Annotated in this window: 12 protein-coding genes; 5 read left to right on the top strand and 7 right to left on the bottom strand. The window is 41.5% G+C overall.

What is annotated here, in order from left to right; genetic code table 11:
* Positions 1 to 1182: a sugar ABC transporter substrate-binding protein gene (locus ACP5NR_RS04490; protein WP_428006033.1), complete on the bottom strand. Its 1182-nt coding sequence runs from the start codon at positions 1180 to 1182 to the stop codon at positions 1 to 3.
* Between the two features lie 217 nt (positions 1183 to 1399).
* Between ACP5NR_RS04490 and ACP5NR_RS04485 the strand changes: the two genes are divergently transcribed.
* The 3 genes from ACP5NR_RS04485 to ACP5NR_RS04475 are packed head-to-tail and all read left to right on the top strand — an operon-like array spanning position 1400 to position 4406.
* On the top strand, positions 1400 to 2269 hold the full coding sequence (locus ACP5NR_RS04485; protein WP_428006032.1) for a YitT family protein: 870 nt from the start codon (positions 1400 to 1402) through the stop codon (positions 2267 to 2269).
* Between the two features lie 8 nt (positions 2270 to 2277).
* Positions 2278 to 3564 (top strand): alpha-amylase family glycosyl hydrolase, encoded by a 1287-nt coding sequence (locus ACP5NR_RS04480; protein WP_428006031.1) that lies wholly within the window; start codon positions 2278 to 2280, stop codon positions 3562 to 3564.
* Positions 3561 to 4406, top strand: coding sequence for a glycosyltransferase family 2 protein (locus ACP5NR_RS04475; protein WP_428004410.1), 846 nt, complete (start codon positions 3561 to 3563; stop codon positions 4404 to 4406). The genes ACP5NR_RS04480 and ACP5NR_RS04475 overlap by 4 nt, the downstream gene beginning before the upstream one ends.
* On the opposite strand, the gene ACP5NR_RS04470 is transcribed toward ACP5NR_RS04475, so the two are convergent.
* The 3 genes from ACP5NR_RS04470 to ACP5NR_RS04460 all read right to left on the bottom strand — a co-directional run bounded on the left by ACP5NR_RS04470 (position 4395) and on the right by ACP5NR_RS04460 (position 6959).
* Positions 4395 to 5174 (bottom strand): SDR family NAD(P)-dependent oxidoreductase, encoded by a 780-nt coding sequence (locus tag ACP5NR_RS04470; protein ID WP_428004409.1) that lies wholly within the window; start codon positions 5172 to 5174, stop codon positions 4395 to 4397. The genes ACP5NR_RS04475 and ACP5NR_RS04470 overlap by 12 nt on opposite strands.
* Positions 5175 to 5490: 316 nt before the next feature.
* Positions 5491 to 6249, bottom strand: coding sequence for a hypothetical protein (locus ACP5NR_RS04465; protein ID WP_428004408.1), 759 nt, complete (start codon positions 6247 to 6249; stop codon positions 5491 to 5493).
* On the bottom strand, positions 6246 to 6959 hold the full coding sequence (locus ACP5NR_RS04460) for an ABC transporter ATP-binding protein (RefSeq protein ID WP_428004407.1): 714 nt from the start codon (positions 6957 to 6959) through the stop codon (positions 6246 to 6248). The genes ACP5NR_RS04465 and ACP5NR_RS04460 overlap by 4 nt, the downstream gene beginning before the upstream one ends.
* A 77-nt stretch (positions 6960 to 7036) precedes the next feature.
* Here ACP5NR_RS04460 and ACP5NR_RS04455 point away from each other — a divergent pair, with 77 nt between their 5' ends.
* The gene (locus ACP5NR_RS04455; protein WP_428004406.1) at positions 7037 to 7930 is read left to right on the top strand and encodes a cation diffusion facilitator family transporter; all 894 of its coding nucleotides are present in this window, start codon (positions 7037 to 7039) and stop codon (positions 7928 to 7930) included.
* Positions 7931 to 7935: 5 nt separating this feature from the next.
* The gene (locus ACP5NR_RS04450) at positions 7936 to 8973 is read left to right on the top strand and encodes a potassium channel family protein (protein ID WP_428006030.1); all 1038 of its coding nucleotides are present in this window, start codon (positions 7936 to 7938) and stop codon (positions 8971 to 8973) included.
* Here ACP5NR_RS04450 and ACP5NR_RS04445 read toward each other — a convergent pair whose 3' ends face one another.
* The 3 genes from ACP5NR_RS04445 to ACP5NR_RS04435 all read right to left on the bottom strand — a co-directional run bounded on the left by ACP5NR_RS04445 (position 8974) and on the right by ACP5NR_RS04435 (position 13535).
* Entirely contained in the window at positions 8974 to 9591 is a 618-nt protein-coding gene (locus ACP5NR_RS04445) for an HAD family hydrolase (protein WP_428004404.1), read from the bottom strand.
* Entirely contained in the window at positions 9588 to 12173 is a 2586-nt protein-coding gene (gene alaS, locus ACP5NR_RS04440; protein ID WP_428006029.1) for an alanine--tRNA ligase, read from the bottom strand. The genes ACP5NR_RS04445 and alaS overlap by 4 nt, the downstream gene beginning before the upstream one ends.
* A 282-nt stretch (positions 12174 to 12455) precedes the next feature.
* Positions 12456 to 13535, bottom strand: coding sequence for a 4Fe-4S binding protein (locus ACP5NR_RS04435; RefSeq protein WP_428004402.1), 1080 nt, complete (start codon positions 13533 to 13535; stop codon positions 12456 to 12458).
* Between the last annotated feature and the right edge of the window lie 10 nt (positions 13536 to 13545).

The raw sequence follows: 13545 nt of genomic DNA, 5'->3' as shown, positions 1-13545 counted from the left end.
TTATTTAGATATCGCTTGCTGTATCTGCTGAACTGCCGTCGTCAAAGCAGCCTGCGAAGATTCCTTACCGCTAACTGCAAGGTTTATAGCGTTGGTCCATGCATTCCATACAGAAGCCATTTGCGGAATGTTTGGCATAGGAGTTGTGTTGCTTAAAGCATCGACAAAGCCCTTAAGCCATGGTGCAACTGCCTCGGCTTTGGCGGCAACATCGTAGCGCGCCGGAATTCTTGGATCTGCCTGCCAGATTTTGTACATCGTATCCGGTGTGTTTATGTAATCCGACATGAATTCCATTGCCTGAATCTGGTTAGGAGATTTTGAACTTATCATGAAACCCTGAACTCCGACAAATGGTTTTCCACCAGGAATAGGTGCAACTCCGAAATTGATACCGGCCTGTTGAATAGCAGGTACTTCCCACTCACCATCTATCAACATGGCAGCCTTACCGGATGTGAAGAGATTATCTGCAGTGTTGTTATCCTCACCCTGCGGTATAATTCCGGAAGTAAACAACTTCACTATGTAATTGAGTCCGGCAACTGCTCCGGAATTGGCAAGTCCTATATCATTTGGATTGAGAGAACCGTCCGGATTTGTCCCGAACACGTAACCGCCAAATCCTTGAACAAATGGAGCGGAAAAATACGGGTTACCATACACTCCATACGCAAGTCCGTAAAATCCGCCAGATGTCATTTGCTGTGCCATCGTGAAAAGTTGATCTGGAGTCGTTGGTGGATTTGTGACGTAATCTTTGTTGTAGAACAAACCAAGTACGTCTATTCCGTAAGGCAGTCCGTAAAGTTTACCACCGTAAGAGAAAGCCTGAAGAGATGAAGGCGCAAATTGGTTTAGTTGATCGGATGAAAGGAAAGTGACAGGAGTTAAAAGTCCATCCGCTGCCAATTGACCAACCCAATCGTTTGCACCAACTATTATATCCGGCCCTTCATTTGCAGCAGCGGCTGTTATGAATTTATTTTCGATATCACCGAAGTTCATTTCTACAACTTTGACAGGTATACCGTAAACAGCCTGAAATTCGTTACCGAGTTGTGTCAAAATCGGGGCCCTCGTAGAATCTGCCCAAATAAGTAACTGTCCCGGAGTAGCGGCAAAAACACCCATCGTCAAAAGTGCAAGAATGACGACTGTAAGCACTACCAAACGTTTCATCTGAATTCCTCCCTTCAAAATATGAATTTAAGGTAAATTTGCCTTGACAGGCAAATAATATAATACCACTAAAATCATTTTATTTCAATACATGGCAAAGATGAAAACGATTTAGAATCGCTTGGCGTCTTCCCTTTTTCACACCCTACCGGCTACGTACCACGTGCCGTTTTTGTTGCAAGACGATCCTGTGTTAAAATTCCATTAGGTGATAAGTTTGGAAAGATCGAAATTTTGGAATGTCACAAAAGAATATTCACTTATAACGGTAGGAGACCTTATAACAGCAGTTGGTGTGGTAGCCTTTCTCGTACCTTACAACATAGCGGCGGGAGGAGCAAGCGGTCTTGCGATAATCCTTCATGGTCTTGTGCCTTTGATCCAAATCGGTGTATGGATGTACATAATAAATGGATTTTTGATACTCATGGCCATTTTGATTCTTGGCATAGATTTCAGTTTCAAAACGATATATTCGACATTTTTGCTTTCATTTTTCGTCGATCTTTTCAACAACATATTTCCAATACCGGTTTACAACGGCGGAGATTTGATGCTCGCGACGATCTTCGGATCGATAATAACGGCTTTTGGCATGGCGATAGCCTTCTCGCAAAACGGAAGCACGGGAGGAACGGATATAGTCGCAAAACTTTTCAACAGATTTTTTGCCATTCCGCTTGGACAGGGAGTTTTGATTGCAGATATAGCGATAGGCGTGCTTTCAGGTTTTCAATATGGCATAAACATAGGAATGTACGCCATTCTTGCCATAGTCTTGAATGGACTTTCAATAGATTTTCTCATGCGCGGTATGGAAATGAACAAACAACTTTTCATAATTTCGGCCAAAAATGAGGAAATATCTGATTACATCGTTAAAAAAATGAGCCATGGTGTGACTTACGTTCCAACAGTAGGGGCATACACAAACGAAGCGTACAAAATGATAATGGTCGTCATCAAAAGAAGAGAAATAGCAGAACTCTTGAGCACTATAAAACGGATAGATCCAAAAGCCTTTGTCATAGTTGAAGACATAGACAAAGCCTTTGGAGAAGGATTCAACGATATAAGCAAATTGTGAGGTGGAAGATGATATACCAGATATTCGTCGACAGATTTGCAAGTTCAGATCAAAAATATCAGGTTAAATCGTGGGATTCACCGATCGAAGGTGCTGTAAACGAATTTTACGGTGGGAATCTTCGCGGTGTGATTTCGAAAATCGATCACATAGCCAATCTCGGATCAAGTGCAATTTACATCACGCCTATTTTCGATTCAAAAACGTATCACAGATACGATACGCTTGACTACTTTCGAATAAATCCGATGGTCGGAGAGGAAAAGGATCTCGAAGAATTGGTAAGAGTCTTTCATTCAAAAGGAATAAAGGTTTTCCTCGACGGCGTTTTTAATCATGCGAGCGCTGATGCCGAAATAATTTCAAAGATGGGAACAAACAAAAGGTGGAGAGGTTTCGGTGAACTAACGGAATTGGATCTCGACAGACCCGATGTTATGGAATTTGTCTTAAAAGTTGTAGAATACTGGATGAAAAAAGGCATAGACGGATTTAGAATCGACTGTGCCAACGATGTTGGAATGGGCCATCTTGATCGCATCATGGACAAAATTCACGAATTCGGCGGACAGATGATAGGCGAGGTGATGACCTATGCCAAAGACTGGATGGATCATATGGATGGGGTGATGAACTACTTTTTCAGGCAATCAACACTTTCTATCCTAAATGATGAAATTACCACAAACGATTACGTTACCGCTTTGAACTGGATGATTGACGAATATCCTCAAGATAAGTTGCTTAATTCATGGACTATACTTTCTTCACATGATACGCCAAGACTTTCTTACGTACTCGGCAACGAAAAAAAGGTACGTTTGGCGATAGCGATTCAAAATGCCTTCCCGGGAATTCCCATGGTTTATTACGGTGAAGAAACAGGGATGAACGGCGGGCCGGATCCGTTCAACAGATCTCCCATGAACTGGAATCAAAAAAACGAAAGATTCGAATTTTACCAGAAAATGAACAATTTAAGAAAAACGTTTGATGTACTTTCAAGCGGGAAAACAAAAATATGGATGGCGGGAGATATCCTGTCTATTTTAAGATATGACAAATGGGAGAAGTTCATGCTTTTTGTCGCTAACCCTACCGGTATGACAAGCGTTTCAAATGTCATGATACCGTATTCGTACGCTTTCGATGGATTGGAGATGAAGGATATGATCTCGAATCGTGTTGTGAAAATCAGTGCCGGTTCTGTTTCAATCGATCTCGAACCGTTCAATTTTGCTTTCTTTGCTCCAAAAGATGACATATCAAACTATTCTTTCTTCAAACACAGATGAAGATCGCAGCCGTAGTCGTAACTTACAACAGAATAAACTGGCTCAAAAAAAACATCGATGCACTTTTGTCTCAAACAAGAATTCCCGATGAGATAATAGTCGTTGACAATGCAAGTACGGATGGCACATATGATTTTTTGAAAAATCTATCTAAAGTTAAATTCAAAAGGCTTGAAGAAAATATCGGGGGTGCCGGAGGATTTGCGTGTGGCCTGAAATGTGCGATCGATGACGGATCGGATTGGGTTTGGATGATGGATGACGATGCAATTCCTTACAAAAATGCTCTCGAAGCACTCGAATATACCATTTTAAAAAATCAAAATTCGAACATAGGCGTTTTTCTCAGCAAATTGACAGATGAAGATAATACAAAACCATCAAATAAGACGTCATCTGCGGTGACGGGCACTTTTGTTGGTTTTGCGGTAAAAAAAGAAGTTGTTGAAAAAGTTGGCCTTCCTGATTCGGAATTTTTCATCTACGCTGATGATTACGATTATTCCATGAGAATAAAAAAGGCCGGATTCAAGATGATAAGAGTCCATTCAAGTTTGATAGCACACAAAGACTGGATAAGGCAAAAACGCATCTTTCGCTTTCCGTTTTCAAAACCAAATGTTCCTCCGTGGAAAACTTATTATCTTTTCAGAAATCCAATTCTGGCGACTAAAAATTTTAAAATAGTGAATTTAGGCGTTAAACTTTACCTGTCAATTGATAGATACATATGGTCATACGTTTCTCCGGAATCAAAGCCCTATATATTCAGAGGATTCAAAGATGGTTTACATGATGTGAAGGGCAAAAAAATAGATCCTAAAAAGCCATTACTTTCTTGAAATTTGCCCTATCGCGACGAAATGGGCAGCCGTGCTTTTGGGAATAAATCTGAGTGCGAAAGCCGTGATCTTGTTTACAAAGCCCGGCAAGACTATTAATTTACCTTTTTTCAAGCCTTTATAACCCATAAAGGCCACTTTTTGTACGCTCATGCTTTTTATGCTGAAAGTTTCTGCACTTGTAAGACCTATGCGTTTTTGAAAATTCGTGTCAGTCGGTCCGGGACACAGAGCCGTCACAGAAACACCCGTACCTTTCAACTCTTCGTTGAGTGCAACCGAGAATGACAAAACGTAGGCTTTTGTAGAATAATAAACGTTCATGTAAGGTCCCGGCGGAAAGGCAGCAAGGGAAGCAACGTTGAGCACCTTACCTTTGCCGTTTTTGATCATCGGCGACACCAAAAGCCATGTCAAATGTGTGAGTGCCGTAACGTTAACCTGTATCATATCAAGAGATGTTTTCAAATCGGTCTTTATAAAAGCGCCGTAACTTCCAAAACCAGCATCGTTGACAAGTACATCAACATTCAACTCCATTTTTTTCAACTCATCAAAAATCTCATCCGGAGCGGAAGGCATTGAAAGGTCTTTTGGAATGATAAAAGCAGATATCCCGAATTTATCTGACAGATCTTTCGAAATTTTTCTCAATTCAGATTCATTTCTCGATACAAGTACCAAATCCCGGCCCTCTTTTGCGAATAATTGCGCAAGTTCCTTTCCTATACCGCTTGATGCGCCGGTTATAAGTACAACGTCTTTCATCGTCTCTCTCCTTAATTTATAATGAATTCACTTTAAAAGCCGAATTCTTATTTACTGGGAGCGCAGGGCAGGATGCCCTCTCGATGGCCTCCGCAGCCTGCGAGGACCAGACATCGAGTGGGGCACCTGCCGGAGCGGTCATTCGAAATTTGAATTTCGTTTGGCATATATCTAAAAGCATTATAACATAATATGCCAACTCAAGTTTAAAAATCGAATGTTTATTCGACTTGACATAGGGCAGGATGAGTGTTTTTTCTACACGCTACCGGCTACGTGCCACGAGCCTTTTCGTGCTGAGCCTCCAGCACTGTCTTTAAAGATCCGAACTTCTAAAATGAAAGTATTGAAGTATGAAGAGGCCGGCGGCGATGACAAGTAAAATTGAAAAGGTAAGCACACCGAAAGATTGTTTGGTAAGTACGTCTTGTCCGCCCATGTACTGAAAAAAGTCAAGAAATTTAGTTTGTTCGAAAGCGCCCGCCGTCAGCAATCCTGCAAATATTACTATGTCAAGCAGTATAGGTCTTGCCTGACTTGAAAAAAGCATCGACGTATATGCACCTATCTGGTAAAAAAGCACAGCGCCGGCAACCGCTCTTGCTGTCCATATAGCAACCATGGTACCCGAAAGGGTATATCCCATTGTCAATGAAAGAAGATAATAGAAGAGTCCGCCTATAATCACAATCGCCGCTGTCCATATGTAACCCGCGAAAACTTTAGATGAAAATATTTCCCATCTTGTCATTCTTCCGGCCATGATGTAAAATGTTTTGTGCTCTTTATCTTTTGAAAAGAGAGAGAAACTCATCACTATGGCGACGATTATCGAAAGAAAATTGTAATTCCCCCCGTACCATTCCGCATACGAGTAAAAGTTGTAATTGGATAAGATGGCGTTAAGACCCTGCTGACCAACAGGATTATTTTTTAAATTCTGCTGAACTTCAGGAGAACCAAAGATACCTGTCACCAAGTTATGACTTAAGACGGGAACAAGGGAAAGCGCGATTAAGATGGCAATAAGCACTATTGCCCTCGTCAAGTTTAATTTGAATTCAACAAATGTCATTTGATCTCACCCTTTCTTACGAGGTCAAGAAAAGCCTTCGAAAGATTTTCTCCGTTGGCCCCTTTAAAATCTGCCATCGTACCCGTGTAAAGAATCGTCCCGTTTTTAAGGATCAAAAGATGATCGCAAACCTCCTCAACTTCTGAGAGTATTTGCGAAGAATAAATTATCGTCTTACCTTCTTTTGCGATGTCATTAACAAGTTCAAGCACTTCGGCTCTTACCACAGGATCGAGCCCTAACGTCGGCTCGTCAAGCAGGTAAAGTTTGACATCCTGCGAAAGGGCAAGTGCAAGGTAAAGTTTGGTCTTATTTCCCTGCGAAAGGGCTTTTACCTTTCTCTGATAAGTCAAATCCAATCTTTTGCGAATTTGATCAAATTTTTCTTCAGAAAAATTAGGCGCAAATGCCGAAAAATAATCCTTCATTTTTGACACTTTCATCCCATCGTAAAGATTTTTCTCTTCCGGAACAAAAGAAATTTCTTTGTTTCCATCCGGAAAAGGCACCTTACCCATCACACTCACGGTTCCATCCGTTTGCCTTATCAAACCCATTATTATCTTCAAAGTTGTGGTTTTACCGGCGCCATTTGGACCGAGAATCGCGAAGATACTTCCCGTCGAAACTTCAAAAGATATCCCATTTAAAGCCTTTACATCTCCGGAATAGACCTTCTTAACGTTATCAAACTTGACTGTTGTATCCATTTAAGCCCTCCTATGGTAAAATACTTAGAGTCATAAAGATTTTAACACAAAAAGGAGAACATGAGGGAAAAAACTTCATGGAAGAAAGAACACAAAAAAGTTTAAAGGCAGTTAAAATTGGAATTTACGGCAACGCCATCCTTGCGGTTTTTAAAATACTCCTTGGAATTATAAGCGGATCCATTGCCTTGATAAGTGATGGAGTGGATACAACTATGGATGTGGCAAAATCGATTCTTGTTTATCAGGGTATAAGGGTTGCAGGCCGTCCGCCAGACACGGAACACCCTTACGGCCATGGCAGAGCCGAGACGATAGTCGCAAACATAGTGGGCATTTCAGTTATCTTCGCAGGCTTTTTGATAGCCCAGGAATCTTTCATGGATTTCGGCCATCACGATGTCATAGCCCTGATAATGATCGTCGGAGCCTCGGTCAGCATCGTTGGAAAATTTTTTCTTTCGTATTACATGTTCAGGACAGGTAAAAAATTTTCAAATCAAGCCGTCATCGCGGATGCAAAAGATTACATGAGCGACGTTTTTGCATCAGTCGCCGTTCTTGCAGGCGGTGTACTTGTGCTGCTAACCGGAATGACGATCTTCGATCCCATTGCGTCGATAGCCGTGGCAGTTTTGATCGTATGGATGGGGATAGACGTCATAAAAGCGGGCATTCCGGAGTTGATGGAAAAGCAAGATCCAAAAATGACGGCGGTAATAGAAAAGATCGTCAAAAAACAGGAATACGTCTTCAACCCTCATCTTATCAGAGTCAGAAAACTTGGATCTTACTACATAGTGGATATGCATGTTGAAATTCCCGGAAAAATGCGTCTTCAACATGTTCACAGCATAATGACCTCTATTGAAGACGAAATAAAAAAGAATTTGCCGGACGTAAAAGAAGTTACGATTCACGCAGAGCCGATTGGTGGCGGAGAAGACGAATGGCCGGATATAAAAGAGTGATGTGAATGGAAGAAGATCTGAAAAAAAGGACGAGACACGTTGTAATAGCATTTTCGCTTGTCGCAGCAGTTTTTGTCTTTGGCGTTTTCGGTTACATGATAATAGAAAAATGGGACATCGTCGATGCGCTTTTCATGACGGCGATGACTTTATCGACCGTTGGTTACGGTCTTCCAAAACCTTTGGATTACAACGGTTATCTTTTTACAACGATTTTGATCGTCATAGGGATATCAACATACCTCTACGCAATAGGAGTTGTTACCTCCTTTTTTTTAGATGGCGATCTGAGAAAATACATGAGATTAAGAAGGATGATGAAGATGATAGACAAAATGGAAGGTCACTGCATAGTAATGGGCGGAAGCGAAATAGGAAAGTATGTCATAAGACAACTTGCCGTAAGAAACCATCCTTTTGTTTTTGCCACACCTACGCCGACAAGAGTGGATGAAGTGAAAGAGAGCATAAAAGATATCATGAAAGAGAGCGATTTTTTGTACGTCGTGGGAGATACCATGGATGAGCAAACGCTCACCAAAGCAGGCATAAACAAGGCAAGCACGCTGGTTGTAACGTTATCAGACGATTCTTTGAACGTTTACGTTTCTTTGATGGCAAGGAACATGAATAAAGGTCTCAAAATAATAAGCGAGGCCGACAACGTAACGGCCATAAAAAGGTTAAGATACGCAGGAGTGGACAACGTGCTTTCGGCGACGGAGATAGTCGGATCGAGAATGGCTTCTCTTGTGCTAAATCCGGCGCTTCAATCTTTCATGGATATAATCCATCAATCGAACAACGTACATCTTAAGATGGAAGAAATACTTGTCAACGTAAGAAGCCATCTTGTTGGCAAAACTTTGAGCGATGCAAATATAAGAAAAGAAACGGGACTCCTCATTGTGGCAATGCAAAACGGTACAGATTTCAAATTCAATCCGGACCCTTCAACCGTTATAAATGCCGGAGATGTACTGATTGTAATAGAGAGTGACGAAAGTCAATCAAAAAAATTAAGAGAAATGGCAGAGAAATGATCAAAAATTCCCGTCTTCTCCGACTAAAACAAACTTAATCCCAACTTTCTCGCACGCACCATCGAGTTTCGGATCGTTTCCCATCATGGTGCAATTTTGAGGATCAGCCTTTATCTTTTCACATATCTCTAAAAAATATTTCGGGTTAGGCTTTAGATAATGAGAATTTTCCATAAAAGTCACAAGCGCAAAGTCGTCATCGTCAAGGCCAGCCCATTTCATCCTCTCTTTTATTGCTATTTCCGGAAAGATCGGATTTGTCGCGAGCACTTTCACTTCGGATAAGTTGCGCATGTGATTTATCAGGCGATCGTTTGGCTTTGTAAGTGGTTTAAGCAACTTAAAATTGTTGGAATAGAAAGCGTCAAACCTTTTCTCGAATTCCAGGGCCTTTTTGCCAAATTTTTGAGATATCTTTCCCATGAACCTCTGATAATTGTTTTCGTCCCCGCCGTCAAAGATCATATTCTCTATGATTTCCTGTATCGCATCTATGAGTTCTTTTGGATTAACCACATCCTTGAATTCCTGACCGACGAGTTCGAAATACCTGTTGTAAAAAATTTCTTCATCGGATAACAGCAAAGTACCATCAAGATCAAAAAGGAAGGCTTTCATTTCAGTACCTCCGAGAGAATCGATTTGATTTTTTCAATTTCGATCTTTCCGTTCCATCCACCCTGTGCCATATCAGAACGTCCTCCACCTTTTCCGCCGAATGTTTTTGAAACGATCGATGCCACATCATTTGCCTTTCCATTCGTCGATTTGACTATCATCGTGACTTTTTCACCGTTTTCTTGAAGTAAAATCACGGGACCGGTCGCAAATGTTTTAACGGCATCATCCGCAATGTCTCTCAAATCCGCAGGATCGAGATCGCGAGTTTGGAAAACAAGAAATTTTTTGTTGTCAGAAGTGGCATGCGCTATTTCCTTTTTTAATTCTTCGAAAATGATTTTTTTTCTGAGATTTTTATTTTCCGATCTCAGCGCTTGATTCTCCTCGATGACGATCTTTACCTTCTGATCCACTTCATCCTGAGTACACTGAAGACTTTTTGAAATCTCTGAAAGTGTAGATTTGTAGCCGGACAGCAATTCGATTGTGTTCAATCCGGTTATGGCCTCTATTCTTCTGATTCCGGAAGATATCGCCCTTTCGCTTAAGATGAAAAATCCGCCTATCTGACCGACATTTGAAACGTGCGTGCCGCCACACAATTCTTTGCTGAAGTCATCGACCATCACGACTCTGACCTCATCCCCGTATTTTTCTCCAAAGAGTGCCATTGCACCCATTTTTTTGGCCTCATCAAGAGACATTATCTTGACTTGAACGGGCGTCGCTTTCAAAATTTCAGAATTGACGAGCGTCGTTATCTTACCGATTTCTTCATCTGTAAGGGAAGCATTGTGGGTAAAATCGAACCTTAGCCTATCGGGACCAACGTAGGATCCTGCCTGTCTCGCATGATCTCCGAGCACTTTTTGAAGTGCTGCCTGAAGCAGATGTGTGGCCGTGTGATTTCTCGCTATAAACATTCTTTTGTCGAAATCAACAATCAGATTAACTTCCATTCCGACCCGCAAAGTCCCTCTATCAACCTTTACCTTATGCAAATGGAGTGTGCCTCTTTTGTAAGTATCTATGACAGTCGCACTTCCATCTTTAAATTCACATCTGCCGGAATCTCCAACCTGTCCTCCCATTTCGGCGTAAAAAGGAGTTTTGTCGAAGATAACCTCGGCTTCGTTTCCCGCCGTTACACTGCCTACCTCTTCTCCGTTTGAAATCATGGCGATGACCTTTGAAAAAGATTTAAGATTTTCATATCCAGCGAATTCCGTTTTAACATTCGAAAGAGATTCATAAATGCTATCCACAAAAGACTGAAGGCCAAGATTCTCTCTCGATCTTCTTTTTTGCTCTTCCATAAGTTTGTTAAAGCCATCGACATCGACGATGGCCTTTCTTTCATCTGCCATATCGAGCAGGATATCCAGTGGCATACCGTAAGTGTCATAAAGTTTGAACGCATCCTCGCCTGATATCTTTGAAGAATTAGAAAGTATCTTCTCAACAAGTGCAAGACCTTGATCAAGAGTTTTCAAAAATCTTTCCTCTTCGAATTTTATGGTTTCCATGATAAAATCTTTTCTCATCCCTATTTCGGGATATCTCTTGCCCATTACACTCTCCACAACGGGTACATATCTGTAAAGAAAAGTATCGTGAGCGCCTATGGATTTTCCGTACCTTACAGCCCTTCTTATCAAGCGCCTGAGTACATATCCACGTTCCGTGTTTGAAGGAGAGACACCGTCGGCTATCAAAAAAGTCGCAGACCTTGCGTGATCCGCTATTATTCTCATCGATATGTCTGTGCCATCATCTCTGCCGTATTTCACAGAAAATTCTTCCTCGGATTTGTGGATCAAAGGCATGAAAAGATCCGTTTCAAAATTGCTTCTGACTCCCTGCAAAACGGAAGCAACTCTTTCAAGGCCCATGCCTGTATCTATGTTCTTCCTTTTCAATTCTCCGAGATTTCCATTTTCATCCTGATAAAGGCCTGTAAAAACAAGATTCCATATTTCTAAAAACCTGTTGCAGTTGCATTCCGGCGTGCATTTATCCAGATCGGGACACTCTTTGACCGGAATTCTGAGATCGTAAAATATCTCCGAATCAGGTCCACATGGTCCACTTGGCCCAACCGGTCCCCAGAAATTATCCTCTCTTCCCATTCTGACTATCTTTTTTGGATCCAGACCTATGATTTTTGTCCATATATCAAAGGCTTCATCATCATCTTTGTATATCGATACCCAAAGCCTATCCTCGGGAATTTCAAGTCTGGTGGTTAAAAATTCCCAGGCATACTCTATCGCCTCTTTTTTGAAATAATCGCCAAAAGAAAAATTTCCAAGCATCTCAAAGAATGTGTGATGCCTCGGAGTTCTTCCGACATTCTCTATGTCATTCGTTCTTATACACTTTTGAACGGTTGCAACTCTTGAATATTTTGGATCCTCAAGACCCCAGAAAATCTTTTTAAAAGGCACCATCCCGGCAACGGTGAAAAGCAATTGTGGATCATCAGGTATAAGAGAAATACTTGGAAGGATTTCGTGACCTTTTGATTTGAAAAATTCAAGAAATTCACTTCTTATCTGCTCGGCAGATAAATTTTTCAAGATTAATGCTCCCTTCTATGAAATTTTCCGCTTCATCAAATTATACCAAATTATAACATACGTCAGATAATACACTAAATAAAATTCAGATTTCGAATCATCGCTCCGGCAGGTGCCCGAATGGCACGTAGAAAAAGCAGAGATTAGGGCTCAGAGATTAGAGAAATTTGTGACGCGTAACGCGTGATCCGTAATCAGAAAAACTGTTCACTGATCGAGGGCATCCTGCCCTCCGCCAAACTCAAAAATTGTGTTTCACTCTTAAAAGAAGTTTAGTATAATTCACTTAAGCACGCCACTTATAGCATCAACAGGGCATCTCGTTTGACATAGGCCGCATCCGAAGCACGCATTTGTATCAACTTCAACGTGATCCGTTACGGTTATCGCGAAGTATGGGCAAACATACTCGCACATTTTGCAAAGCGTGCACTTTGCAGTGTCTATTTGAGGATTTCTTACATTAAATTCGGCAGGTTTTTTTTCAATCTTGCTCGCGATCGCATCCTTCACAGATGCATACCCGCGTTTTTTCAAAGCCACTTCGAGTCCGCTTACGATTCTTCTGTACTGTTCTTTACCGTATATCAAAGCAGAAGAAAGCATTCCGACGGCCGATGCACCCACTTCTAAAAAGTCAACAAGATCATCTGAAGTTCTTACTCCACCCACCCCTATCACAGGAATATCCACACTTTGCTTTATTCTCAAGACTATCGAAAGCGCGATTGGCTTTATTATTGGCCCGGAAATCCATCCGTATCTGTTTTCAGATCCCAAAGTGGGATGACCGAATTTGGGATCAACGTAATAAACGGGACCAAAAGAGTTCACGGCAACTATGCCTGCGACCCCGACATCTTTCATGCTTTGCGCAAATTCGACAGGATCAGGCATATGCGGGCTGACCTTCATGAAAACGGGCTTTTTAGACAATTTTATCGCCGTTTTTGCAATTTCAATTATAGGTACTATATCCTTTCCGGTGTAATGCGTTGAAATTTCGAAAGCATCTCCAAAATCTTTCAAACGCGGCACAAGGTATTCGATCTGTGATTTCGAATAGCCTATGCTTACAATCTTCGGCATTTTCAAAGACTGGATGCCCGGCAAAAACTCGTTTATCCATCTGTCAGGACCATATTCAGACCACAGTTCGGCATTGACGACGTAATCTTTTGTGGCAACGATGCACGGTCTCGGCACTTTAGCCCCTTCCGTCGATATGGTCTTGGTGACCATTCCTCCTACTCCCAAAGAAGCGATGTATTTCATTTTTTTATCATCACCGGTCAAAGGACCTGCTGCCGGCAAAAGAGGATTTGCGAAATGCATTCCGGCTATTTCGGTAGAAAGATCCATTCAAAATCCC

The organism is Athalassotoga sp. (assembly GCF_049965695.1).
Taxonomy (GTDB): domain Bacteria; phylum Thermotogota; class Thermotogae; order Mesoaciditogales; family Mesoaciditogaceae; genus Athalassotoga.
This window is presented reverse-complemented; position numbering and strand designations above follow the sequence as displayed.